The sequence below is a fragment of the Sagittula marina genome (genome assembly GCF_014196795.1).
Taxonomy (GTDB): domain Bacteria; phylum Pseudomonadota; class Alphaproteobacteria; order Rhodobacterales; family Rhodobacteraceae; genus Sagittula; species Sagittula marina.
Window position 1 is genome coordinate 1 of the sequence record NZ_JACIEJ010000008.1, and the last position, 24,484, is coordinate 24,484.

The following is a 24,484-nucleotide window of genomic DNA, read 5'->3' on the forward strand; positions in this document are numbered from 1 at the left end:
GTTAGCCCGCTGGTCAGTGCTATCCGCACCGCATCCTTGCGAAACTCGTCCGTCCGTTTCAGTCCCATAGTTCATCTCCTTTGTTGCAGTAAATGATAACAAAGGAGCGGCATCAAACCGTGACATGTCTACTTTGGCACAGCCATGAACCAGTTGGGATGACTTTTCACCTTACTGGTTTCTGAAATCTTCCTTTTCGGAGATACCCACAACGAACTGACAAACACGATTGCTGACGGACCACCCGGTCCGGTCCGAACAGTTTGTAATTATTGTTCGAAAGAATGGGAACCTGAACAGTGCGCTGCGCGTTTGAGATTCAAAACAATTGCGCTTGCGGTATGGGATGGCGATAACCTCATGAAATCTATAAACTTCGCGCAGAAGGAGGAGGGTGGCTTTCGTCACGCACTTCGGCTGGCGAGCCGCGATGCCCATGACAGCGCCGAAGCGCAGTTTTCACGTTTTCAAGCCGACCCCGCGAGAGAGATGAATTGGTTTCTTGCTGCGCAGCGTTCTGGGTTGGCTGCCTTGAGCCTCGCGCGTTCAGATGCCTCACAGGGGGTGTGCTGTTTGGTGCTGGATGACCTCATCGGGCGGCTTGATTTCGATTTGGAAAAACGCGGCGTTCGTGCCGATGCTGTAGTTTCTGATCATCCTCTCAATGTGACAGCGGTTGATTATTTGGTGCTTGGGTCTCGTTTGGGGACAGAGGTTCTGCGACGCGGATTGGCACCTCAGTTGACGCACTCGGAAATGCCAACCTATTTCCTTGCGCCGGCGGCCGGTGCTCTATGGCAACGGCACTGCAGGTTATTGGACGCTGTAGACCCCAATGGGCGGGAGGCCGCCCGCATTAAGGATGATGTAATCTACGGCTTTGAATTGTTTGACAGAGCTGGTAAGGCGCAGCGCTCATCCAGAGTAGACACTGAATTCGAAGGACTGCGCGCTTGACGACGTCGCCCCCTCCCTTGTCGTCAACACAGCCCGTTGATCTGACAAACTGTGATCGTGAGCCGATTCATCAACTCGGTCGCATCCAATCCTATGGTGCTTTGCTGGCTGTGTCTTCGGATTGGCTGGTGCAGCACGCATCTGAAAACCTTCCGGATATCCTGGGCGTGGCGGTGGATGAGGCGCTTGGGCGTCCATTGCACGAATTGATCGTCTCCGATGGGTTTGATCGCATCCGGTCCAGTCTGCGTCTGGTAAATGCCCTGGACACGGTGACGCGCCTGTTCGGTGTCGCGCTCAAGGCCACCGGTCGCAGCTATGATATCTGCGTCCACCAGTCGGGCGAGATGCTGATCGTGGAGTTCGAGCCAAAGGTTGACGCCAGTCCGCGTGACCCGTTGACCGAAGTGTATCCGCATATTGCCACGCTGCGGAAGAATGACGATCTGCGACACCTGACCCGTGATGCCGCGCGTGCTCTACATGCCCTTTCCGGCTTCGACAGTGTGATGGTTTACCAGTTTCAGCCTGACAATTCGGGCAAGGTGGTCGCTGAATACCGCGCCGACGGGCGGAAACGCTATGATGGTATGATGTTCCCGGCCTCTGACATTCCGGTACAGGCGCGCGCGCTTTACACGCGGTCGCTGTTGCGCTTGATATCGGACGTGAACGATCCCGGAGAGCCTGTGGTGCCGGGTGTGTCCATGATGGGCGAACCGTTGGATTTGTCTCTGGCGGTGACCCGTGCTGTCTCTCCCATCCATATCGAATATCTGAAAAACATGGGTGTTCAGGCGTCCATGTCTGTGTCGATCATGAAGGACGGCAAGCTCTGGGGCTTGTTCGCCTGCCACCATGATATTCCGCGCTACATCGATTATGAGCGCCGCACGGCGATCGAGATGTTCGCGCATATGTTCAGCTACGAGCTGATCAACTTCGAGGAGCGTGCCCGCAAGGTAACGGAGGAGGCCACGCGCCGCCTGCAGACCCAACTGATGGCGCATCTGGCCAACGGCTCCTCGCTCGACAAAAGCCTGCTGTCCGTATCTGAGGAAATCCGCAATATCATCCCGCATGATGGGCTGATGCTCTATGAAAACGAAGAACTGCGGACCGCTGGGGATGTGCCGAGCGAAGAGCAGTTCCGTGAAATTTGCCGGATGCTGGACCGTGGCGCGTCTACGGGTGTGTTCTCCACTGACCGCTTGTCGAAATTCCTCGAGAGCGCTCAGGACTATCAGGATCGCTTTGCCGGGATCATGGCGATACCGATTTCGAAACGGCCGCGTGACTATCTGGTGCTGGTGCGCCGCCCCGTGTCCGAGACGATCGATTGGGCAGGTGACCCGACAAAGCCGGTGTCGTTCGGCCCGAATGGCACACGCCTGACGCCGCGCAAGAGCTTTGATGTTTGGAAAGAGGATGTACGGGGGCGCTCTGCCCCTTGGACGCCACAGGAGGTGCACGCAGCAGAGTTGCTGCGGACGGTGTTGCTGGAAGTTTTCCTGAAGATCACCGATGCCACCAATCTGGAGCGCAAACGTGCGCAGGAACAGCAGTCATTGCTGATCTCGGAGCTGAACCACCGGGTTCGGAACATCTTGAACCTGATGCGGGGATTGTTGTCTCAATCTGCATCGGGCGCAAAATCCATGGAAGAACTGACTGCCAACCTGGACGGTCGCATTCAGGCATTGGCGCGGGCTCATGATCAGTTGACCTCCGAGCAATGGGAACCGACTTCGCTGAAGACGTTGATCCGTACCGAGCTCGAGGCTTTTGCTGATCGTAAATCCGACCGTATGGAAGTGACAGGGCCTGACGCGATGATTTCGCCGCAAGCGTTCACGACAATGGCGCTGGTGATTCACGAGATGACGACTAACTCGATTAAATACGGCGCGCTTTGCGACAGCTCCGGCAGGGTTCTGGTGACGACGAAGGTCGACGCCAGCGGGGGGTTCCTGATCCACTGGAAAGAAGTCGGGGGCCCGCCAGTCGCACCGCCCAAACGGCGTGGATTTGGATCGACCATCATCGAAAATTCCGTGCCGCACGAACTGCGTGGCGATGCGGAAATCTCTTATAAGATGACCGGAGTTGAGGCGCACTTCCGGCTGCCGCCAAGTGTCATCGCTGCAGTCAGGAAGGAAGGCGAGACCGTTTCGTCGAACGATCTGCCGTCGCAGTCTGATAGCGCCTATAAGATCTCCGGCAAGGGTATGGTGCTGGAAGACACGCTGATCATTGCCATGGATGCGGCAGATATCCTCAGTGATTTGGGGGCGTCCGATGTCAAAATCGTCTCATCCGTCGACGCGGCCATGTCATATCTCAACACGACGCAGGTGTCTTTTGCGCTGCTGGATGTGAATCTGGGCGATGAGCAGTCCTTGCCGGTTGCTGAGCGCTTGGCGGCCTCCGGTGTGCCGTTCGTTCTGGCGACCGGATATGGCGCGGCGGAGGAATTGGTGGAGGCCTACCCGGATGGCGTGGTGATTGTACAAAAGCCGTTCTCGCAATCTGCGCTCGAAGGAGCTTTCGAAAAGGCGTTTGCGAAGCGCGGCCGCATATAAGCGTCGAAGATCCAAGACCATTCCCACGGCGTGATTGCACCATATTGCCGTGGGATCTAACGTCTAAACCATTTCGATCACACCCTTGTCTATCGCCAGAACATAGCCCTTGCGCGCGATGTTCTTCACCAAAAGCTCCGACACCATCTGATTGCCTAAGCCGTCGCGTAGTCGCTTGATCCGCGTGGCGCCGGCGGCTTCTTCGCAGTCCGACGCGTCTCTGCCCGAAATCATCGCTTCGATCTGCGCACCTGTGAGAAGTTCGTCATCCAGCCGCGCTTCGGCCAACACGGACATGGTTTCGATCATCGCATCGGTCAATTTGAAGCCCATCGTGTTGAGATAGACGGTGCGTTCCTCACGTGAAATAATCAGGCTCGACACCTCGATCCCGGAGCGTTCCACCTGCGCCATGCGTCGGTTAAGTGTCATCAGCATAACAACAAATACAAGCGCGGCCGCCAGCAGCGCGGCGGCAAAGATCATCAAGACAAGAATGATCATCCGATAACTCGCAAGCACGTCGGCAAACGCCGTGCCTGACTGGGCGAGGATCATCAGAAGCTCCACCTCGCCTTGGCTTTGGAGCGCGTCGTTGTTGGCAAAGAGTTGCGCGACCTGATCGTTGAACGCCTGCCCATCCGGCAGTGTCAGAAACAAGAATCCGGCCGCAGCGCTGAGGATGACGATGATGGCCGCGACACCGCCGGTCACGAGCCGCGTACTCTGGCGCAGGCTATCAGTAACGGAGGTAGTATGTGCCGGCATTGGCTTGCTCCCCGGCTGAGGGTGGGCCGTCTTTAAAGCTGACAACATTCAGCAGTGTCCATCCGCCAGAGGCGATGCGATTTGCTGTTTGGGTTGCAGCCGTGCCTTTGTCCGGGCAGGTCCCGGGCAACGACAGTATACCAAAGTGCAGCTCCAGCGGGGGCTGTTTTTTCGCTTTGTAGGCGACATAGCAGTCGGCGGCTGCCGTCGACGGTAGGCCGAGCGAAAGCATTATGATGGTCATGGCAAGGATCTGTTTCATGCTGCTGAACCTGCGCGGCGCTGCTGGGAAATTCAATAACCAAAGGCGCCAGTGGGCCGCGATATCCGATAACCGGGAGCTGATATTGTGATGAACAGGACGCTGCGGCCAGCTTGGGATCATGAATTTCCTCCCGCTGTGGAGGCTTTTCAGACTGATCCATGAAAGGACCATCCCAATGGCTTTAAAGCATCTCAAGTACATTACTTCGATCCTCACCATCGGTGCCCTTATCGCTGCGCTGGCTGCGGCGGCTCCTGCGCAGGCCGCAGACCGAGACAAGACCAAGGCGCTGATCGGCACGGTTGCCACTGTCTGGCTATTGCATGAGTTGAACAAGAATGGTGCCTTTCAAAAGGCTGAACGCAAAGACGAGCGTAGCCGTTCCTACAGCGGACATCAGCGTGGTGCAGAGCAGTGGCGTCGGCACAATGGCAACCGCAAGGCCGCGTCCAAGCCTGCTCTCCCACGTCACTGCCTGCGCGAAACGCGTCGGCATGGGCTTGTCCTTGGATCGGGCTGCTTGAACCGGAACTATCGAGCGGTCCGCCATTTGCCGCAGGCCTGCCATACGAACTTCCGCGCAAACGGCCAGCGTCGCAGCGGTTATGATTACAGCTGCCTTCGAAACCGCGGTTTTTCGATTGCGCGTCGGTAGGGATAAGGCCGGTCGGGTGGGGGCTGGCCCCCATCTTGCTGCTTTCGAGAACTTCGGTCCTGTCCACGGGTGGGGCGGGGAAAGCCATCTGGATGGGACCGGATCTAAGGACCCTCTATTCTGTGATGACCAAAGGCACGGGCAGGCGACATTCCTGCAAGTTGGAGGTCTGGCCTATCCGGTCGATCACGGCAAACAGCCCCGGCACATGCAACGGTGTCAGGACACCATGCCATGTACCTTTGTGAAAGTTGACGCCTACCCCCGGGGGCACACGAAATGCATGGACAGGGCCGGGGGTGTCTCCGGCCTCCGCCACAATGACAAGCCATTCATTGGAGTGCATCGGGATGAAGGCCTGACTGCCCTCAGGATGCCGTTCCAAGATATTGAGATGATAGGGAAGGTCGCGTGGCTCCGCATCGAAAATGGATATACCTGCGCGTCCATCGGGCCCGAAATCCAAAAGCGCCCGGTCGTGAAAGCGACCGCCCATCCCGTGGTTGATCAATCTGTCGGGAATGCCCGCGGCCTCCAGAACATCGCCGAAGGCGGAGAAGTCCACGGCGGTCAGTGGCTTTATCTGGATGTGGTCCAAGGTCATGGCGGCAACTTTACGAGGGCTTTCACGTCTTTCTACAGAAAGTGTCTGAAGGATTCCTTGACGGAGGCCATAAAAACTACCGGGAAAAAGGCGAGCAACTCCATGCAATCGGGAGGATCGACATCGACCCAGCTTCGATTCAGAGAATTGCCCGCCATACCGGACCAGACGTTAAGCACGTGTTCCATCACATGCGTTTTGGCAAAGGCGTGCGTCAGATCGGTGTGAAATTGCTCTTGGTGGTAATGATCGATACAATTTTGTTCACGGTGTTCATTTGCGAACCAGTGACTCCAGACGCAGGCGCGCAATACGTTCGACCTGCCGACAGGCTTCGGCAAATTCGGTGTCGGGGTCGTTGGCCAGACGACGTTCAAACGCGGCAAGGATCTGCGCTTTATCGTGGTCGCGCACGGCTATAATAAAGGGAAATCCTTGCTTTTCTGTATACGCTGTATTGAGCGTTGTGAATTGCGCGCGTTCCGAATCTGTGAGCGCGTCGAGCCCGGCCGCCGCTTGTTCCGACGTGCTCTCATCGGTCAACCGCTTGGCTTGCGACAATTTTCCAGCGAGGTCAGGGTGCGCGCGCAGCACGGCCATGCGCTCCTCTGCCGTCGCGCTGCGAAATGCGCGGGCCAGCGCGTTCGCGAGACCTGCGGGGCGATCATGCGCTGGTCCGAGTTCCAGATCAAAGGCCCGTTCAGCGACCCATTGTGAATGTTCGTAAATTCCGCCGAACGTGGCGACAAAGGTGTCTCGATCCATGACGCTGGGGCGCGGTGCGCGCGTTGGTGGATGGACCTTGGCCCAGTGGTCGGCAATGTCCTCCCGACGTGGCACCCAGACATCATCGAACTGCTGAATGTGGTCGAGAAAGCGCGTCAGCCCTGCGATTTTTCCCGGTCGGCCCACCAGGCGGCAGTGCAGACCGACGCTCATCATGGCAGGCGCGCCAGCGTGCCCTTCGGCGCGGAGCGTGTCGAAGGCGTCGATGAGGTATTCTTCAAAATCGTGGCCCGTGACCCACCCAGGGGCTCCGGCGAAACGCATGTCGTTGGCTTCAAGCGTGTAGGGGATCACCAATTGGTCGCGGTCGCCCACCTGCAACCAATAGGGCAAATCATCATCGTATGTGTCTGAAATGTAATCAAGCTTTCCGGTCTCGGCCGTCAATCGCACCGTATTCATCGAGCAGCGGCCGGTGTACCAGCCACGCGGCGGCGTGCCGACGACCTCTGTGTGCAAGCGGATGGCCTCCGCGATCTGCGCGCGCTCTTCCTCTTCCGGCATGTCGCGGTGTTCGATCCATTTCAGCCCGTGAGAGGCGATCTCCCACCCGGCGTCCTTCATCGCTTCGACCTGCTCTGGGGACCGGGCAAGAGCACTGGCCACACCGTAGATGGTCAGCGGCAGATTTCGCCCCGTAAACAGGCGATGCAGCCGCCAGAACCCGGCGCGTGCGCCATATTCGTAGATCGACTCCATATTCCAGTGGCGCAGGCCGGGCCAGGGCTGCGATCCGGGGATGTCAGACAAGAAGCCTTCAGACCCGCCGTCACCATGTAAAAGATTGTTTTCGCTGCCCTCTTCGTAGTTCAATACGAATTGAACACAGATTTTTGCGCCGCCGGGCCACTGCGGATCAGGGCGATCAGGGCCATAGCCGATCATGTCACGAGGATAGCGGTTCATCTTGACCTCCCACTGGATTGCTTTCAACCATCTGAAAAGCGCCACCACGGCGCAATTTGCAAGGGGATGCAACCGAAATGAGCGAAGGTTACCTGACCACACACGTGCTGGATACGGCGCGAGGATGTCCGGCGGAGGGCGTTAGAATATCATTATATCGCATCGAAAGCGATGTGCGCCACAAGATATGCGACCTGACGACCAACGCGGATGGACGGACGGATCGCCCAATTCTTGGGCAGGCCGATTTTGCCAAGGGCTGCTACGAGCTTGTCTTTGAGGCGGGCGATTACCTGCGGGCCACCGGAACGGCGGGGCCGGAGCCGCTGTTTCTGGACGTGGTGCCGATCCGTTTCGGCATGTCCGAGGACGACCATTACCATGTGCCGCTGCTGATCTCTCCCTACGGCATGTCGACCTATCGCGGCAGCTGATCCAAGGTTAACTTAAGGGGCCGGAAACAGAGCGCGCGCCGGAATGAACGCAGCGCGCGCAGGCCACATGATGTGTTGCGCATGCGGATGCACCACAAGGCGGAAGGATATCTTAAGCCGCCTTTACGGATTTTAACCGACGAACCGACCGGTTCGCGGCGAAAACCGGTCGGTTGTTAAGCTTTGTACGCAAGCCTGTCAGAAATGTGGTTAACGCGACGATTTTTCACGCTGCGATCTTGGGTCACAACCGCCCTCGGGGCGGTTCGTGACAAGCGATATCAGGTTTCACCTATTCGATTTGCGCGCCGGGCCGGACAGGGCTGCGGGCTGTAGCGGTATAAGGTTCGGCCGGCTCTGGTCGCGGATGCTATGGTGGAGCCGATCCAGCGCCAGCCGGTATCGGTTCAAGCGCATATTCAGGGTCGGATATGTTGACGCAGATGTCATATCCTCGAACGTGAGGTGCCTGCGCATGTGATGTCCGTGATGGCTGTGAAAGCGCCTCCTATGGACAACCCGATCAAGCGCCCCTATCTAGACCAGCCATGGCACAGAAACCCAAATCCGACCCGAACTACAAAGTGATAGCCGAGAACCGGCGCGCACGTTTTGATTATGCCATCGAGGATGACATCGAGTGCGGCATGATCCTGACCGGGTCGGAGGTGAAATCTCTGCGCGAGAACACCTCCAACATCGCCGAAAGTTATGCGGCGGTGGAAGAGGGGGAGCTTTGGCTGGTGAACTCCTACATTGCGCCCTACGAGCGCGCGATGTTCAGCCACGAGCCGCGCAAGCGCCGCAAGTTGCTGGTGTCGCGCAAGGAGCTGTCACGGTTGTGGAACGAGACCCAGCGCAAGGGCATGACCATCGTGCCGCTGGTGATGTACTTCAACCACAAGGGCATCGTGAAGCTGAAGGTCGGCATCGCGAAAGGCAAGAAGAACCACGACAAGCGCGAAACCGCCGCCAAGCGGGACTGGAATCGTCAAAAACAGCGACTGCTCAAGAGCAACGGCTGATCGGCCCGCTGTGTTGGCGCTACCGCTGTTGCGGTTTTGCGCTGACAGCGCGACCTTGGGCGCAAAGCCGGTGGTTCGCCTTGCAGAATGGTGCGCGCTTGCCTAAGCGTGTGGCCCATGACAAGGGCGAGGGGCGACATGGCCACAGACGATCCCAAGGTGCTGGTTTCGACCGATTGGCTTTCGAAACATCTGAACGATCCGGATCTGCGGATTCTGGACGCAAGCTGGTATCTGCCGGACGCCGGGCGCGATCCTAAGGCGGAATACAAGGCGGGCCATATTCCCGGTGCGCGGTTCTTTGACATTGACGAAATCTCGGACGCGCGCTCGGACCTGCCGCATATGGCGCCTGAGCCGGAGAAGTTCATGTCGCGGATGCGTGCCATGGGTGTGGGCGACGGCCATCAAGTCGTCGTCTATGACGGCATGGGCGTGTTTTCTGCCGCGCGCGTCTGGTGGCTGTTCAAGTTGATGGGCAAGACCGACATTGCCGTTCTGGACGGCGGCCTGCCCAAGTGGGTCGCAGAGGAACGCCGGGTGGAGGATCTGCCGCCGATGATCCGTGACCGTCACATGACCGTTCGCCGTCAGGCGCATATGGTGCGTGACGTGACGCAGGTCAGCGCGGCGGCCAAGCTGAAGGATCACGAGATCCTCGATGCGCGCAGTCTGAAGCGGTTCAGTGGCGAAGCCGAAGAACCCCGAGAGGGTCTGCGCTCGGGTCATATTCCCGGCTCAAAGAGTGTGCATTATGCGCGCCTGCTGACCGAAGACGGCTGCCTGAAGTCGCCCGACGCCTTGCGTGCGGAATTCGAGGCCGCAGGCGTGGATCTGTCCAAGCCCGTGATCACGAGCTGTGGATCCGGCGTTACAGCTGCCATTATCAACCTTGCGCTGGAGGTCATCGGAAAGACTGACCACGCGCTTTATGACGGGTCATGGGCGGAATGGGGTGCCTTTCCGACGTTGCCTGTCGCCACCGGAGAAAACTGATGTTCGAACTTCTCAAAGAACAACCCGAAGACAAGATCCTGATGCTGATGCAGGCCTACCGCGAAGATCCGCGCGAGGCCAAGATCGATCTGGGCGTTGGCGTTTACAAGAACGCCGAAGGCAAGACGCCGATCATGCGTGCCGTCAAGGCTGCGGAAAAGCAGCTTTGGGAAGTGGAAGAGACCAAGAGCTACACCGGGCTGGCCGGCGACGTGGGCTTTGCGGATGCGATGTTCGATCTGCTGATCGGTGATGCCTGCCCGCGCGATTGCGTGGCGGCGGCGGCGACACCGGGTGGCACGGGCGCGGTGCGCCAGGGCTTTGACATGATCCGCATGGCCAACCGGGAGGCGCGTGTTTTCGTGTCCGATCCAACGTGGCCGAACCACCTGTCGATCCTCAAGCACATGGAAATGCACATTCAGCCCTATCGGTATTTCGATTCCGAGACGCGGTCGGTGAACTTTGCCGGTATGATCGAAGACATCGCCGATGCGCGCGTCGGCGATGTGGTGTTGCTCCACGGGTGCTGCCACAACCCGACCGGCGCGAACCTGACGCTGGAGCAATGGCAGCAGGTCATCGACACGCTGTTGAAGACCGGCGCAACCCCGATGATCGACATTGCCTACCAGGGCTTTGGCGACGGTCTGGCCGAAGATGCGGCGGGCCTGCGCATGGTCGTGGCGCAGATGCCGGAAGTGCTGATTGCGGCGTCATGCTCCAAGAACTTCGGTGTGTATCGGGAGCGGACAGGGCTGCTGTTGGCTGTCGCCCAGGACAAGGTGCGCCGTCAGGCAAACCAGGGCATGCTGAACTATCTGAACCGTCAGAACTACTCTTTCCCGCCGGACCACGGCGCCCGTCTGGTGACCATGGTGCTGCAGGACGACGCGTTGCGCATGGATTGGGAAGAAGAAGTTCGTGAGATCCGTGAAGGCGTGCTGGCCTTGCGTCAGCAGCTGGCGGGTGAACTGGCACGTTTGACCAACTCGGACCGCTTTGCCTTTGTGGCCGAGCACCGGGGCATGTTCTCGCGGCTTGGCGCAACGCCGGAGCAGGTGGAAGCCATGCGTGTGAGCCACGGCGTTTACATGGTGGGCGATTCGCGCATCAACATGGCCGGTCTGAACAAGGATTCGGTGCCGGTGCTGGCCGAAGCCATGGTCGCCGCGGGCGTCTGAGGCTTTACCTTTGTCAAAATGAAAAAGGGGACGCGGGCATTGGCCCGCGTCCCCTTTTGCTTGTCTCTCCTCGCGCGCCTCTGGCGCACTTCGTCGCGCGGATCACAGCCCACCGAAATATATTTCAAGCGGTGCTCTGTGACGTCCTCGACAGCTTGGCTTTCGTCTTGGCCGGTTCGCGGTCTGCTGTGCCGTGGTCGCGCAGCATCTGGGGATCAGGGCATGTCAGCGATCAACCGCACGCTTATCCTTTCAATACGACAGTGACATGCGTCTGTCCGGAGTGGTGAGCGACTGTAACCTGAAGCTGTCATCCCCTTCCATAAGTGGGCATGTGGGTGACGATGGCGATGGAGGCGTGCTGGTCCACTTCGGCGGTCAAAACCTCAAGATAATGGCGGGGCGGGTCGCCCTTGTTCGCCGCGCTGTTTTCCTGCCTCGTCCAAGGGGGCAATGGCGCACCTGCACCGGCAACGTTTGTCCGGGCTGTATCGACGCGGATGTGGGCCGTATCATGTGGTGCGGAGGCCGCCCGCTTGTCGCGAAACATGCGCTCTGCTGTCTGGCGCGCGCGCGATTTCCTTGCTGTTCAAATACCTCTGGGGGAGGTCCGCAGGATTGGGGGCAGTACCCCTCGTGCGGTTGGCCGGCGGCGGCGTCAGGATGTGGCGCAACAGGGCCACGGGATGCGCGCGCAGGCTCAGACGCATGGCGACGTAATCTTCGACGACCTCTTCGCCCAGCGTCATTTCCGGAAGGTGGGCGGTGGGTTCCAGAATCGCCTCGCCGTCCAGATCGCCGGAAAAGAGCGGCAGCTCCGGGCCTTTCACCAGCGCCTTGGCCTGCCACAGCGCCTCGCGACGGCTGAGACCCATCGGGCGGAAGGCGTCGGCCTCGGCCAGTCGGGCCAAAGTGGCCGGGGCCAGCCCCGCGCGGCGCCAGACGTCACGCACCGATTGGTAGCCGTTGCCGCGCGCGCCTGCGATCCATTGGGCGTCGTCCTCCGCCAGCCCCTTGATCTGGCGAAACCCCAACCGGAGGGCGAGGCCGCCGCGCTCGTCTGGCTCCATCACATTGTCCCAGTAACTGGCATTGATGTCGATGGGACGCACCTGCACGCCATGTTCGCGGGCGTCGCGCACGATCTGGGCGGGGGCGTAGAACCCCATCGGTTGGGCATTGAGAAGGGCGCAGGCAAAGATGCCCGGATGGTGGCATTTCAGCCAGGCAGAGGCATAGACCAGCAGGGCAAAGCTGGCGGCGTGGCTTTCGGGAAAACCGTAGGAGCCAAAGCCCTCGATTTGGGAAAAGCAGCGTTCGGCAAAATCGGCATCATAGCCGTTGGTCATCATCCCCTTCAGGAAGCGGGTGCGGAATTCGCTGACGTTGCCGTGTTTCTTGAAGGTGGCAAGGGCGCGGCGCAGGCGGTCGGCCTCGGTCGGGGTGAAGTTCGCGCCGGTGATGGCGATCTGCATGGCCTGTTCCTGAAACAGCGGCACGCCCAGCGTCTTGCCCAGCACGCGCCCCAGCGCATCGGAGGGGAAGGTGACCTGTTCCTCGCCATTGCGGCGGCGGATGTAGGGGTGGACCATGTCGCCCTGGATCGGGCCGGGGCGGATGATCGCCACTTCGATCACCAGGTCGTAGAAGCAGCGTGGCCTCATGCGGGGCAGAAAATTCATCTGCGCGCGGCTTTCCACCTGGAAGACGCCCAGACTGTCGGCCTTGCACAGCATCTGGTAGGTCTTTGGGTCTTCGGGGGGCAGGGTGGCGAGGGTGTGCGTGGTGCCGTGGTGGCGTTTGAGCAGGTCGAACGCCTTGCGGATGCAGGTCAACATCCCGAGGCTGAGCACGTCGATCTTCAGGATCCCCAGCGCGTCGATGTCGTCCTTGTCCCAGCAGATCACGGTGCGCCCCTCCATCGAGGCGTTTTCGATCGGGACAAGTTCGTCCAGCCGTCCTTCGGTGACGATGAAGCCGCCCACGTGCTGGGACAGGTGGCGCGGAAAGCCGATGATCTCGTAGATCAGCTCCATCGTCAGTTTCAGCCGGCGGTCTGTGGGGTCGAGGCCGATCTCACGCATCCGCTCTTCCTCCAGTCCGTTGGTGGAGAAAAATCCCCAAAGCTGGGAGGAAAGCGCGCCGAGCGTGTCCTCTGACAGGCCCATGGCGCGGCCCACTTCGCGGATGGCGCGTTTGCCGCGGTAGTGGATCACGGTGGCGCAGAGCCCCGCGCGGTGGCGGCCGTAGCGTTCGTAGATGTGCTGGATGACTTCTTCGCGGCGTTCGTGTTCGAAATCCACGTCGATGTCGGGCGGCTCGTCGCGGGCCTCGGAGACGAAGCGCTCAAACACCATGGTGCCGATCTCGGGGGAGACGGAGGTGACGCCGAGGCAGTAGCAGGTGATGGAATTGGCGGCCGAACCGCGCCCCTGACACAGGATTCCGCGCTCCCGGGCGAAGGCCACGATGTCGCGCACGGTCAGGAAATAGGGTTCGTATTTCAGCTTGCCAATGAGGTCGAGTTCATGGGCGAGCTGCGCGCGCGCGTGGTCCGGGGCGCCTTGGGGGTAGCGCCAGTCCAGGCCTTCGTGGGCGAGGCGGGAGAGGCGCTGGCGCGCGGTCTCGTTCTCGGTGACTTCGGAAGGGTATTCGTAGCGCAGGGATGCGATGTCAAAGGTGCAACGGCGGGCAAGGTTTGCGGCACGGGTGACAGCCTCGGCATGGGGGCCGAGCAGGCGGCGCATCTCTGGGCCGGAGCGCAGGCGCTGTTCGGCATTGGCGCAGGCGGCGCGGCCGAGTTCCTCGATCCGGCAGCCCCGGCGAATGGCGGTCAGCACGTCGGCCATGCGGCGGCGGCGGCCATGGTGCATCAGCGGGGCGGCGCTGGCGATGGTGGGGATGTTCAACCGCTGCGCCAGCGCGCCGAGCGCGTCGAAGCGGGGACGGTCCTGTCCGTCATAGCAGGGCGCGAGAGCAAGATGCGTTTCGACGCGGCGCGTCAGCTGCTGCGCCAGTGTCGACCATGCGCCCGCGCCGCCCTGTGAGGTGAGCGCCTGTGGCGGATGGAGGATGGCGACGAGGCCGCTCATGTCCGCGGGCAGGTCGGCCATGGTGAGCAGGCAGGTGCCTTTCTGTGCCCGGCGGCGGCCCAGCGTGATCAGGCGGCAGAGCGTGGCCCAGCCTGCGCGGGTGGTGGCCAGAGCGGTGAAGCTGATGCCATCGGTGAGGGTCAGCCGCGCTGCGGGGATCAACCTCGGGATATTGCGGGCGGGCAGGGAGGGCGGCTTTGGCAGGTGCGCCGGGGCGGGCGGGCCGATAGGGCCATCGCGTGCCTCGATCTCGTCACGGGTGCGGATCTGGTGGGCGATGTCCTTTGCCTGCGTGTGGGCGCGCACGATGCCCGCGACGGAGTTGTCATCGGCAATGGCGATGGCGTCGAGGCCAAGCAGGGCGGCACGCTCCATGTACTCCTCCGGGTGGGAGGCCCCGGTGAGAAAGGTGAAATTGGAGGTGATGCAGAGCTCGGCGAACATGAATCACATGGTAGTTCATGATTTGTTCTTTTTGGAGTCCTATTATCGGATTGCGGCGTTGGCACGCTGTCAGGGGGCAAGCCGAAAGATGTGCTTTCACTGGACTATGGGGGGCGACATGAAAACAGACGCGAGGAGGTTACGCTTTGCGGTGTGGGCCTGCGAGGGCGGTCCCGCCAAGGATAAGGCCGGAGACCGTGGCGATCATCCCGGCGGCGGAGACGGAGGCCTCTGCGCCCAGCCAGAGTGGTCCGTAGCCTGCGAGCACATAGCCAAGCGTGGCCGACAGTGCGGCGAAGGCGAGGGACCATGCGATCTGGTGTTTCAGGTCGTTGGTCATCAGCCGCGCGCTGGCGGGCGGGCAGATGAACATGGCGATCACGATGATCGAGCCAACGGCGTCGAATGCCGCGACGGCGGCCATGGCGGCACAGACCACCAGCCCGAGGGAGAGGGTCGTGACCGGCAGGCCGAGGCTTTGCGCGAAACCGTTGTCAAAGGTGGCCAGCGCCAGCGGTCGCCAGAAGATCCACAGCGCCAGCGCGATGACCGCGAGTGTCAGGGCCATGCGCGTCAGCTCTGGCGGGAGGGTCGCCAGCGCCTGCGGGTCGGTCAGGGCGCCGGGGACAAAGCCGTCGAGCCAGATCAGGCTTTCGAGGTTGCCGTAAAGGGCGTGTTCGACGTCGAGGTGGACCGATGCCGTGTCGGTCTGTTCCAGCAGCAGCACGCCCGCCGCGAACATGGTGGTGAAGACGACACCCATGGCCGCGCCCGGCTCCACCCGGCCGAAGCGACGGATAAGTTCGATGAGCACAACGGCCAGCAGGGCGGCTGCGGCAGCGCCCAGCATCATCGGCAGCGCGGCGAGCGAACCGGTGAGCAGGAAGGCCACCACGATACCGGGAAGGACCGTGTGGGAAATGGCGTCACCGATCAGGCTTTGACGGCGCAGAAGCAGAAAGTTGCCGGGCAGGGCGCAGGCCATGGCGGCCAGCGTGCCGATCAGCATCGGGGGCAGGGAAAGGGCGATGAACTCGCTCATGAGCGGGCCGTGGCGCGTTGGCGGGTGTGGCGAAGGGCGGAGGCGAGAAGGCCACGGCGGGGCGCGCAGAACAGGCTGACGGCAAAGGCCGAGAAGGCGGTGAGCACGATCAGCGGGCCGGTTGGCAGATCCGGCGCGGAGGCGGAGAGCGCAGCACCAACGTAGCCTGCACCTGCGCCAATGACCGCGGCGATCAGGGCCATGCGCGGCGCGCGGTCCGTCCAGAAGCGCGCGGCCACCGGCGGGATCACCAGCAGCGCAACAATCAGGATCAGGCCGGTGATTTTCAGCCCGGTGACGGTCACGGCCAGCACCAGGCCAAGCAACGCAAGGTCGTAGTGCGCCACGTTCAGACCGCGCTGGGCGGCATAACCTTCGTCAAAGGCGATCATGAGCAAGGGGCGCCTCAGCGCCATCGTCGCCAGCAAGGTCAACGCGCCCCCTGCCGCGATCAGCAGCGCATCGGCGCGCAGCATTCCGGCGGTGGCCCCGAGCAGAACGCTTTCCAGTCCGGCTTGTTGCCCGGCGTCGAGGGTCTGGATCACGGTCAGCAGCGTGATCCCGGTGCCGAAGAAGACCGAGAGCACCGCACCGATGGCGGCATCCTGGGGCAGGCGGGTCGCGCGGGTCAGCCATGTCACAGTGGCCAGCCCGAGCGCGGCGGTGATTGCGCTGCCCAGCATCAGCCCGGCGAGGTTGCGCCCGGTGCCGCCAAGCGCGACCATGACAAGGAACGCAATCGCGACGCCCGGTAGGGTCGCGTGGCTGATGGCGTCCGATACCAGAGACCGTTGCCGCAGGTAGAGGAAGGTGCCCACAGTGCCTGCGGCCAGCCCCAAAGCCGTTGCTCCGAGGGCGACCAGCGTCGCGTTGTACCCGAGGTTCAATGTAAGAGCATCAAGGAGCATCTGGTCAGGCCGCAGTGGGCAGACGCCCGTCGTAGGTGCGCATCAGGTTGGCGTCGGTGAAGGTTGTGGCGGTCGGCCCCTGGGCCACAGTATGCCGGTTCAACAGGCAGACATGATCGAAGTATCGCGGCACGGTCGACAGGTCGTGGTGGACGCACAGCACGGTTTTCCCAGCGTCGCGCAGCCCATGAAGGACGGTGATGATGGCGGCTTCGGTGGCGGCATCCACACCGGCAAACGGTTCGTCGAGCAGATACAACTCGGCCTCCTGGGCCAGCGCGCGGGCGAGGAAGACACGCTGCTGCTGGCCGCCTGACAGCTGGCCGATCTGACGATCCGCGAGGTCGGACATGCCGACGCGATCAAGGCAGGCCAGCGCCTTGTCGCGGTGGTGGGGGCGGGTGCGGCGCAGCAGGCCGAGCTGGCGGTAAAGACCCATCAGCGCGACTTCCAGAACCGTGGTCGGAAAGTCCCAGTCGACGGAGGCGCGCTGTGGCACATAGGCGATGCGGTCCCGCTGTGCGGCCAGTGGCTGATCCCAGGCCGTGATCGTCCCGGACAGCGGTTTGACCAGACCGAGCGCGGATTTGAGCAGCGTGGATTTGCCCGCGCCGTTGGGGCCGATGATGGCGGTCATCTCGCCCTCGGGCACTGTCAGGTCAGCCCCGGTCAGCACGGGATCGCCGCCGTAGGAAACGGTCAGGTCCTGCACCTGAAGCGGGGCGGAAAGCAGCGCGGTGTCCTTCATAGGCCTGCCGAGAGCTTGCCAAGGCGCCCCGAGGCGGGCGCGGTGCCGCCCAGGGCGCGGGTGATGGTCGTCGCGTTGTGGTCGATCATGCCGAGCCACGTGCCTTCATAGGTGCCGGGAATGCCCATGGCGTCGGAAAACAGCTCTCCGCCAATGCGCACCGTGTGGCCGCGCGCTGCCGCGCCTTCGACCAGAGCGCGGACGTTGCGATCGGAGACGGAGCTTTCGACGAAGACGGCACCGATCTGGCGGGTAACGAGCGTGTCCACGAGGGCGGAAATGCGCGCCAGACCAGCCTCGGATTCCGTTGAGATGCCTTGAATGCCCAGAACCTCGAAGTCGTAGGCGCGGCCGAAATACGCAAAGGCGTCATGCGCCGTCACCAGAACGCGGGCGTTCGGCGGCACGGAGGCAAGCGCCTCGCGGGCATAGGTGTCGGTGGCGCGGACCTCGGAGAGATAGCGGTCGGTGTTGGCGGCCAGCAGATCGGCGGCGTCGGGGCGCAGGTCGGTCAGCGCATCGCGCGTGGCGGTGATGGCGTACTCCCACAACGCGGGCACCATCCAGATATGCGGATCGGGGCGGCCCTCGTAGATTGTGTTGTAGAGCGTCTGATCTTGCGGCAGCGCCTCTGCCACGGCGGTGACGGGGGTGCGGGCGGCAAGTTTGTCCAGCAGATCGTTCAGCTGTGCTTCGAGGTTCAGGCCGTTGCGCAGGATCAGGTCGGAGCGGCTGAGCGCCACGATATCGGAGCGGGTCTGACGATAGCCGTGCGGATCCACCCCCGGTCCCATGAGGGCGGTGACCTCTGCCAGATCCCCGGCAATGTTACGCGCTGTGTCGGCGATCATCCCGGTGGTGGCGGTCACGGTCAGCGCGGACGCGGCGCGGGCCATCTGCGGGAGGGTCAGGGCAGCAACGGTTGCAGTCAGCATGTGGCGGCGAGTGAGGTTCATTTATCGCTCCTTTGAGTGATGAATATGCGAATCATTCGCAAGAAGTCAACGCTTTTGCGAGTTAGTCGCAACAAAAGCTATAGGTGGGGGCCTTGCCGGTCAGAGGCACCGCGTCACCATTTGCCGGAACGGAAGTCTTGCAGTCCGCTCGACCCGCAGGCAGGGTTGCCGCGCCGCCAGAAGGAGACCCGCGATGACCATCACAGATCAGCAGACTGCCCTCGGGGCGGCGCAATTGCCGCAGGTGCATGGCGCGCGCAATCCGGGCATGGCGCTGGATATGGACTGGGTGCTTTCGGCACGGGCGAACCGGTCCGCGATTGAGCGACGCGCGGCGACGTTGCCGGGGCGGCGTTCGGTCAAGAAGGATCATCAGGCGGCCTGGATGGCGCGGGCGATTTCTTGCATCGACCTGACGACGCTGGCGGGGGATGACACCGCAGGTCGCGTGGCGCGCTTGTGTGCCAAGGCGCGCCAGCCCGTGCGCGCCGACCTGCTGGAGGTGCTGGGCCTGCCGGATCTGACCGTCGGTGCGGTGTGCGTGTACCACGACATGATCGCGCCCGCAGTGAAGGCGTTGGACGGTTCGGGCATTCCGGTGGCCGCTGTGTCCACAGGATTTCCGGCGGGACTGTCACCGATGCACCTGCGGATCGCGGAGATCGAAGAAAGCGTGAAGGCGGGGGCGGAGGAGATCGACATCGTGATTTCGCGCCGCAAGGTGCTGACCGGCGACTGGCAGGGGCTGTACGATGAAATGAAGGCCTTTCGCGCGGCCTGTGGCGAGGCGCATGTGAAGGCGATTCTGGCCACCGGCGAGCTGGGCACCTTGCAGAACGTGGCGCGGGCGTCGCTGGTGTGCATGATGGCGGGCGCGGATTTCATCAAGACCTCCACCGGCAAGGAATCGGTGAACGCGACACTGCCTGTCAGCCTTGTGATGATGCGGGCGATCCGCGAGTACCATCTGCGCACCGGGGTTCGCGTGGGCTACAAACCTGCTGGCGGGATCTCCAAGGCGAAGGACGCGGTGCTGTATCTGTCGCTTGTGAAAGAAGAGCTGGGCGACCGCTGGCTGCGACCTGACCTGTTCCGCTTTGGCGCGTCGTCGCTGCTGGGCGATATCGAGCGGCAGCTGGAACATCACGTCACCGGGGCCTATTCGGCGAGCTGGCGGCATGCATCGGCGTGAGGCCGGTTCGGGGCGCGGCCTGACCTGCGGGGAGGGCGTCGCCTTGGGCGATGAACATTTGAACCAAACAGATACAGGGGCGTCGGGCCGATGAATATGAGCGCGGAATGGTCGCTGGCCATGGTGTTCGTCTTTGCCGTCACGCTGGCAAGCGGGTGGCAGCGGGCAAAGATCCGGCGCGCGGTGCGCAACTTGTCCACCGCCGCGCAACGGCAGTTGGGCGAGGCACCGACCTACGCACCGCCCACGGGCGACGCTTTGACGCCGGAGCTGGCGGACTATGCCGCCGTGCATCGGCGTGTGGGCTGGATCGTAAAAGGCGTCTGGGTGCTGGCGCTTCTGTGGCTGGCCTATGTGGCCTGGCTGATACTCGGGGGGATATGAGATGGCGGCTAAAGCGGATCTTCAGGAATGGGTTCTCGAAGCGCTCCGTGACTCTGGTGGGGAGGCTCATCTCACAACGATTGCGAAGCACATTTGGGAAAAACACGAAGCAGAACTCCGGGCGTCCGGGGATCTGTTCTATACTTGGCAATACGACATGCGATGGCAGGCACAGCACCTCAAGAAAGCAGGCAAGTTGGAGAAGCTGTCTAGGAGCTGGAGATTGGCATGAGCGTTAAAGAGATATTCGAGACCATGAGCTATGGACCGGCCCCGGAGCAGGCAGGCGACGCGCTGGCGTGGATCGTGGACCGCGGCGCGCGGTTCGGACACTTCATCGACGGGGCGTTTACCGAGCCGGGCGAGGGGTTCGAGTCCAGGAACCCGGCCACCGGAGAGGTGCTGGCGACGCTGACCCAAGCCACCAGCAGTGACGTTGCGGCGGCGGTGGATGCGGCGCGGCTGGCGCAGCCCGAGTGGGAAGCGCTGGGCGGCAAGGGGCGTGCGCGCTACCTCTATGCGCTGGCGCGGCTGTTGCAAAAGCACGCGCGCCTGTTCGCGGTGCTGGAAACGCTCGACAACGGCAAGCCGATCCGTGAGGCGCGCGACATCGACGTGCCCCTGGCGCAGCGACATTTCTACTATCACGCCGGTCTGGCGCAGCTGATGGAGCAGGAACTGCCGGGACGCGCGGCGCTGGGCGTATGCGGTCAGGTGATCCCGTGGAACTTTCCACTGCTGATGCTGGCGTGGAAGGTCGCGCCAGCACTGGCCATGGGCAATACCGTGGTGCTCAAGCCCGCCGAATGGACGTCTCTGACGGCTTTGTGCTTTGCGGACATCTGCCAGCAGGCGGGGCTGCCGAAAGGTGTGTTGAACATCGTCACGGGCGACGGTGCGGTGGGTGAAATGGTCGTGAACGCCGAAGTCGACAAGGTCGCCTTTACCGGCTCGACCGAGGTGGGGCGCAAGATCCGCGAGGCCACGGCGGGGCGCGGGATCGCCCTGTCGCTGGAGCTTGGCGGGAAGTCTCCGTTCATCGTGTTCGAGGACGCGGACATTGATTCGGCGATTGAAGGCGTCGTGGATGCCATCTGGTTCAACGGCGGCCAGGTCTGCTGTGCCGGAAGCCGCCTGTTGGTACAGGAGGGAATCGCCGAGGATTTCCATACCCGGCTGAAGGCGCGCATGGCGACGCTGCGCGTGGGCGACCCATTGGACAAATGCATCGACGTGGGGGCCATCGTGGACCCGGCGCAAAAGGCGCGCATCGCCGCGCTGGTGGATGCGTCCGGCGGCGAGGTGTTCCGCGCCGGTGATGCGCCTGAGGGGTGCTTTTATCCGCCGACGCTGATCTCCGGCCTGTCGCCGGCAGATCCGCTGATGCAGGAGGAGGTCTTTGGTCCGGTGCTGGTGTCCACCACCTTCCGCACCCCGGCGGAGGCGGTGCAACTGGCCAACAACACGCGCTACGGGCTGGCCGCAAGCGTCTGGTCGGAAAACATCAACACCGCGCTGGATGTGGCGCCGAAGCTGGTGTCGGGCATCGTCTGGATCAACGGGTCGAACATGATGGACGCGGCGGCGGGCTTTGGCGGCGTGCGCGAAAGCGGATGGGGCCGCGAAGGCGGTTGGGAAGGCGCGCGCAGCTACACGCGCCTGGTTGACGATTTGCCCGCGCTCACGCCCGTCGAGGGATTCGCTGGCGAAAAGGTCGAGCCTGTGGCCGTTGACCGCACCGCCAAGATGTACATCGGCGGCAAGCAGGCCCGGCCTGACGGCGGCTACGCCAAGGCCGTCTATGGCGCGGATGGCTCACTGATCGGGCAAGCGCCCATCGCCAACCGCAAGGATATCCGCAACGCGGTGGAGGCGGCACGCGGGGCCGCAGGCTGGGCCGGTGCGACGGCGCACAATCGCGCGCAAGTGTTGTATTATCTGGGCGAGAACCTGTCCGCGCGTGCAGATGGGTTTGCGGCGCTGATTGACCGGATGACCGGGGAGACCGGCGGCAGGGCAGAGGTCGAGGCGGCTGTGGATCGCCTGTTCACCTATGCGGCCTGGTGCGACAAGTTCGAAGGCGCGGTGAAGCCGGTGCCGGGGCGCGTGGTGGCCATGGCGTTGAATGAACCCTGCGGCGTGATCGGCGCGCTTTGCCCGGACGAGGCGCCCTTGCTGGGGTTGGTCTCCGTGATGGCGCCGATCATTGCCATGGGTAACCGCGCTGTTCTGGTGGCGTCCGAGCCGTTCCCGATGGCGGCCTTGGAGTTCATTCAGGTGCTGGAAACCTCGGACGTGCCGGGCGGCGTGGTGAATATCCTGACGGGCAGCCATGCGGAACTCGCCAAGCCATTGGCAACGCATATGGATCTGGAATGCGTCTGGTCTTTCTCCTCCACCGATCTGGCGGCAGAGATCGAGCGCGGCGCGGCGGGCGTGGTCAAGCGGACATGGGTTGACGGGCTGGCGCGGGATTGGCTGACGGCGCAGGGCGAGGGGCGTGTTTTCCTTGACGCGGCGACCGAGGTGAAGACCGTTTGGGTGCCCTACGGCGCCTGAAACCTGCCTCGGGCTGGGGTTGAACATTGACCGACTTGCAACGCTTCGGCCCTGTGCCGTGGCGGAATGCAGCCGCCGACACGGCTGACATTGAGATTTAACACACCCGGTGTTATCTTAGGTCTATCCCAGCGCCGGGGATGTGCGGCGTTCGATGCAAAGGAGGACTATGTCCTGTCTGCCATGCAATTTGCGGGTCATACCGCAGCACCGGGTCAACCCATGACGGCCACGACCCATTCCACCCCGTCGAGCGAGCAATTGCGCGACGTGGTTTTGTCCATCCTTGATGACAACAAGGCCGAAGACGTCGTGCAGGTCGACCTGCGCGGCAAGACGTCTGTCTGCGACTTCATGGTGATCGCGTCCGGTCGCTCGTCGCGTCAGGTTGCTGCGATGTCTGAGATCCTTTCGGACAAGCTGAAAGCCGATTACGGCTTGCTGACCAAGATGGAAGGCAAGGAAACCGGCGACTGGGTTCTGTTGGACGCAGGCGACGTGGTCGTGCACCTGTTCCGCCCGGAAGTGCGCGAGTTCTACCAGCTTGAAAAGATGTGGGCGCCCACGGCGGCGTCGGCCTGACACTCACGTGAGGGTGCATCTGTGCGTTGTGGGCCGGCTGCGGGCCGGTCCGGAGCGCGAACTCATATCCGATTATCTCGACCGTTTTGAAAAGACCGGGCGCGGTATGGGGCTTGGCCCCGTGACTGTGCACGAGGTCGAGGATCGCAAAGGCGGCGGCATGGCGGCAGAGGCCGCTTTGCTGCGCAAGGCGCTGCCGTCCGGCGCAAAAATCTGCATCATGGATGAACGTGGGCGGGTCATGAGCTCGCCTGATTTTGCCGGGCAACTGGCAAAATGGCGGGACACTGGCTGTTCCGACCTGGCGATCGTTATCGGCGGCGCGGACGGAATAGATCCGGGCCTTCGGGCAGAGGCCGATTTCGCGCTGAGCTTTGGTGCGATGGTCTGGCCGCACATGCTGGTCCGCGTGATGCTGTCCGAGCAGTTGTATCGTGCGGCGTCGATCCTTGGCGGCGCACCGTATCACCGGGTCTGACGAGGCTGATTTGTGCGCCACCCCGAGAGCGTCGCTCCCGGGATAGTATCAGCCGGCAGACATCAAACTCTTGCGTCAGCCGGTGTAGGCAATGCCAAGCAGGATAAGGCCAAGGATCACCCGGTAAATGACGTAAGGTGTAAAGCTGACAGATTTCAGCAGGCGCATCATGAGCGCAAGCGCACCGAAGGCGGCGACAAAGGCAAAGGCTGCGCCGATGGCTGCGTCGCGCATGAGCGCGGCATTGGCTTCGGAGGCCACTTCGAGGCCAAGCAGCGTGCCGGAAGCCAGGATCGTCGGGATCGACATGAGCATCGCGAGCTTTGCGCCGTCCTGGCGTTTGTAGCCCAGCATGCGCGCGGCGGTGATCGTGATGCCCGAACGCGAGGTGCCCGGAATCAGGGCAACGGCCTGCCATAGGCCCATTTTTATGGCGTCAGGCAGGTTCCAATCGTGATCTTCCTTGATTTCCGGGCCTGTCTTGTCCGCCCAATAGAGTAGGATGCCGAAAACCAACATCGTCCAGCCGATCACCGCGGTTGACCGCAGCAGGTCGTTCAGGCCCGTGATCTTGAGGATCAGTCCGGCGATGATCACGGGGATGGTGGCGACCAGCAGGAGGAAGGCGAGCCGCGATCCGGGGGTGTCGGTGCGACCCGTCAACATGCGGGGCGTTCCAAGCGCTGCCTCGCGGACGTCATGCCAGAAGTAGAGGATCACAGCCCCCAGAGTGCCGACATGCACTGCGACATCAATCGCTTGTCCCTGATCTGCCATGCCCGTGAGATTCGGGAGCAGAATAAGGTGACCAGAGGACGAGATCGGAAGAAATTCCGTAACGCCTTGGACCAGCGCAAGAATCATTAGGTAGAACAAAGGCATTGGCGTTATCCTGAATATAGTATGCCTTGGGTATAAGACGCTGTTTCCGAAAGAA

22 protein-coding genes and 1 pseudogene are annotated in these 24,484 nt (G+C 62.1%); 12 read left to right on the forward strand and 11 right to left on the reverse strand.

Annotation, left to right across the window (positions count from 1 at the left end; genetic code table 11):
• Nucleotides 1-360 precede the first annotated feature (360 nt).
• Both GGQ68_RS15400 and GGQ68_RS15405 read left to right on the forward strand, forming a co-directional pair.
• Nucleotides 361-957: a heme oxygenase-like domain-containing protein gene (locus GGQ68_RS15400; RefSeq protein WP_183967545.1), complete on the forward strand. Its 597-nt coding sequence runs from the start codon at nucleotides 361-363 to the stop codon at nucleotides 955-957.
• A gap of 17 nt (nucleotides 958-974) precedes the next feature.
• Entirely contained in the window at nucleotides 975-3,539 is a 2,565-nt protein-coding gene (locus tag GGQ68_RS15405) for an HWE histidine kinase domain-containing protein (RefSeq protein WP_343055966.1), read from the forward strand.
• Nucleotides 3,540-3,602: 63 nt separating this feature from the next.
• On the opposite strand, the gene GGQ68_RS15410 is transcribed toward GGQ68_RS15405, so the two are convergent.
• Complete coding sequence (locus GGQ68_RS15410) at nucleotides 3,603-4,307, reverse strand: hypothetical protein (RefSeq protein WP_183967549.1); 705 nt, start codon at nucleotides 4,305-4,307, stop codon at nucleotides 3,603-3,605.
• Nucleotides 4,279-4,692, reverse strand: coding sequence for a hypothetical protein (locus GGQ68_RS15415; RefSeq protein WP_246429391.1), 414 nt, complete (start codon nucleotides 4,690-4,692; stop codon nucleotides 4,279-4,281). Before GGQ68_RS15415 ends, GGQ68_RS15410 begins: the two co-directional genes overlap by 29 nt.
• On the opposite strand from GGQ68_RS15415, the gene GGQ68_RS15420 reads away from it, so the two are divergent.
• Nucleotides 4,691-5,227: a hypothetical protein gene (locus tag GGQ68_RS15420; RefSeq protein WP_183967551.1), complete on the forward strand. Its 537-nt coding sequence runs from the start codon at nucleotides 4,691-4,693 to the stop codon at nucleotides 5,225-5,227. The two genes, GGQ68_RS15415 and GGQ68_RS15420, sit on opposite strands and share 2 nt — an antisense overlap.
• A gap of 115 nt (nucleotides 5,228-5,342) precedes the next feature.
• Here GGQ68_RS15420 and GGQ68_RS15425 read toward each other — a convergent pair whose 3' ends face one another.
• Together GGQ68_RS15425 and puuE are read right to left on the reverse strand one after the other, a co-directional pair.
• Nucleotides 5,343-5,831 (reverse strand): ureidoglycolate lyase, encoded by a 489-nt coding sequence (locus GGQ68_RS15425; protein ID WP_183967554.1) that lies wholly within the window; start codon nucleotides 5,829-5,831, stop codon nucleotides 5,343-5,345.
• Nucleotides 5,832-6,104: 273 nt separating this feature from the next.
• A complete protein-coding gene (gene puuE / locus GGQ68_RS15430) occupies nucleotides 6,105-7,523 on the reverse strand; it encodes an allantoinase PuuE (RefSeq protein WP_183967556.1) in 1,419 nt (472 codons plus the stop codon).
• Between the two features lie 77 nt (nucleotides 7,524-7,600).
• Between puuE and uraH the strand changes: the two genes are divergently transcribed.
• The 4 genes from uraH (at nucleotide 7,601) to GGQ68_RS15450 (ending at nucleotide 11,162) form a co-directional block, all read left to right on the forward strand.
• The gene (uraH, locus tag GGQ68_RS15435; RefSeq protein WP_183967558.1) at nucleotides 7,601-7,957 is read left to right on the forward strand and encodes a hydroxyisourate hydrolase; all 357 of its coding nucleotides are present in this window, start codon (nucleotides 7,601-7,603) and stop codon (nucleotides 7,955-7,957) included.
• Between the two features lie 548 nt (nucleotides 7,958-8,505).
• Nucleotides 8,506-8,982 carry an SsrA-binding protein SmpB gene (gene smpB, locus GGQ68_RS15440; RefSeq protein WP_183967560.1) on the forward strand — a complete coding sequence of 159 codons (477 nt, stop codon included), beginning with the start codon at nucleotides 8,506-8,508 and terminating at the stop codon, nucleotides 8,980-8,982.
• 138 nt (nucleotides 8,983-9,120) lie between these two features.
• Nucleotides 9,121-9,978: a 3-mercaptopyruvate sulfurtransferase gene (gene sseA, locus GGQ68_RS15445; protein WP_183967562.1), complete on the forward strand. Its 858-nt coding sequence runs from the start codon at nucleotides 9,121-9,123 to the stop codon at nucleotides 9,976-9,978.
• Nucleotides 9,978-11,162, forward strand: coding sequence for an amino acid aminotransferase (locus GGQ68_RS15450; protein ID WP_183967564.1), 1,185 nt, complete (start codon nucleotides 9,978-9,980; stop codon nucleotides 11,160-11,162). Before sseA ends, GGQ68_RS15450 begins: the two co-directional genes overlap by 1 nt.
• Before the next feature lie 310 nt (nucleotides 11,163-11,472).
• Here GGQ68_RS15450 and GGQ68_RS15455 read toward each other — a convergent pair whose 3' ends face one another.
• The 6 genes and pseudogenes from GGQ68_RS15455 to GGQ68_RS15480 form a co-directional block, all read right to left on the reverse strand.
• Nucleotides 11,473-11,712: a hypothetical protein gene (locus tag GGQ68_RS15455; protein WP_183967566.1), complete on the reverse strand. Its 240-nt coding sequence runs from the start codon at nucleotides 11,710-11,712 to the stop codon at nucleotides 11,473-11,475.
• Entirely contained in the window at nucleotides 11,675-14,698 is a 3,024-nt protein-coding gene (locus GGQ68_RS15460) for an error-prone DNA polymerase (RefSeq protein WP_183967568.1), read from the reverse strand. The genes GGQ68_RS15455 and GGQ68_RS15460 overlap by 38 nt, the downstream gene beginning before the upstream one ends.
• Before the next feature lie 139 nt (nucleotides 14,699-14,837).
• On the reverse strand, nucleotides 14,838-15,740 hold the full coding sequence (locus tag GGQ68_RS15465; protein WP_183967570.1) for a metal ABC transporter permease: 903 nt from the start codon (nucleotides 15,738-15,740) through the stop codon (nucleotides 14,838-14,840).
• Between the two features lie 20 nt (nucleotides 15,741-15,760).
• A pseudogene (locus tag GGQ68_RS15470) lies at nucleotides 15,761-16,648 on the reverse strand (metal ABC transporter permease); the annotation flags it as partial.
• A gap of 4 nt (nucleotides 16,649-16,652) precedes the next feature.
• The gene (locus GGQ68_RS15475; RefSeq protein WP_183967574.1) at nucleotides 16,653-17,396 is read right to left on the reverse strand and encodes a metal ABC transporter ATP-binding protein; all 744 of its coding nucleotides are present in this window, start codon (nucleotides 17,394-17,396) and stop codon (nucleotides 16,653-16,655) included.
• Nucleotides 17,393-18,352, reverse strand: coding sequence for a metal ABC transporter solute-binding protein, Zn/Mn family (locus tag GGQ68_RS15480; protein WP_183967576.1), 960 nt, complete (start codon nucleotides 18,350-18,352; stop codon nucleotides 17,393-17,395). Before GGQ68_RS15480 ends, GGQ68_RS15475 begins: the two co-directional genes overlap by 4 nt.
• A gap of 193 nt (nucleotides 18,353-18,545) precedes the next feature.
• Between GGQ68_RS15480 and deoC the strand changes: the two genes are divergently transcribed.
• The 5 genes from deoC to rlmH all read left to right on the forward strand — a co-directional run bounded on the left by deoC (nucleotide 18,546) and on the right by rlmH (nucleotide 23,547).
• Complete coding sequence (gene deoC / locus GGQ68_RS15485) at nucleotides 18,546-19,544, forward strand: deoxyribose-phosphate aldolase (protein ID WP_183967579.1); 999 nt, start codon at nucleotides 18,546-18,548, stop codon at nucleotides 19,542-19,544.
• Between the two features lie 90 nt (nucleotides 19,545-19,634).
• Nucleotides 19,635-19,928, forward strand: coding sequence for a hypothetical protein (locus GGQ68_RS15490; protein WP_183967581.1), 294 nt, complete (start codon nucleotides 19,635-19,637; stop codon nucleotides 19,926-19,928).
• 228 nt (nucleotides 19,929-20,156) lie between these two features.
• Nucleotides 20,157-22,487, forward strand: coding sequence for an aldehyde dehydrogenase family protein (locus GGQ68_RS15495; protein ID WP_183967582.1), 2,331 nt, complete (start codon nucleotides 20,157-20,159; stop codon nucleotides 22,485-22,487).
• A 222-nt stretch (nucleotides 22,488-22,709) separates the two neighbouring features.
• The gene (rsfS, locus tag GGQ68_RS15500; RefSeq protein WP_183967585.1) at nucleotides 22,710-23,069 is read left to right on the forward strand and encodes a ribosome silencing factor; all 360 of its coding nucleotides are present in this window, start codon (nucleotides 22,710-22,712) and stop codon (nucleotides 23,067-23,069) included.
• 7 nt (nucleotides 23,070-23,076) lie between these two features.
• Complete coding sequence (rlmH, locus tag GGQ68_RS15505; protein ID WP_183967587.1) at nucleotides 23,077-23,547, forward strand: 23S rRNA (pseudouridine(1915)-N(3))-methyltransferase RlmH; 471 nt, start codon at nucleotides 23,077-23,079, stop codon at nucleotides 23,545-23,547.
• Between the two features lie 75 nt (nucleotides 23,548-23,622).
• Here rlmH and GGQ68_RS15510 read toward each other — a convergent pair whose 3' ends face one another.
• Entirely contained in the window at nucleotides 23,623-24,429 is an 807-nt protein-coding gene (locus GGQ68_RS15510) for an undecaprenyl-diphosphate phosphatase (protein ID WP_183967589.1), read from the reverse strand.
• Between the last annotated feature and the right edge of the window lie 55 nt (nucleotides 24,430-24,484).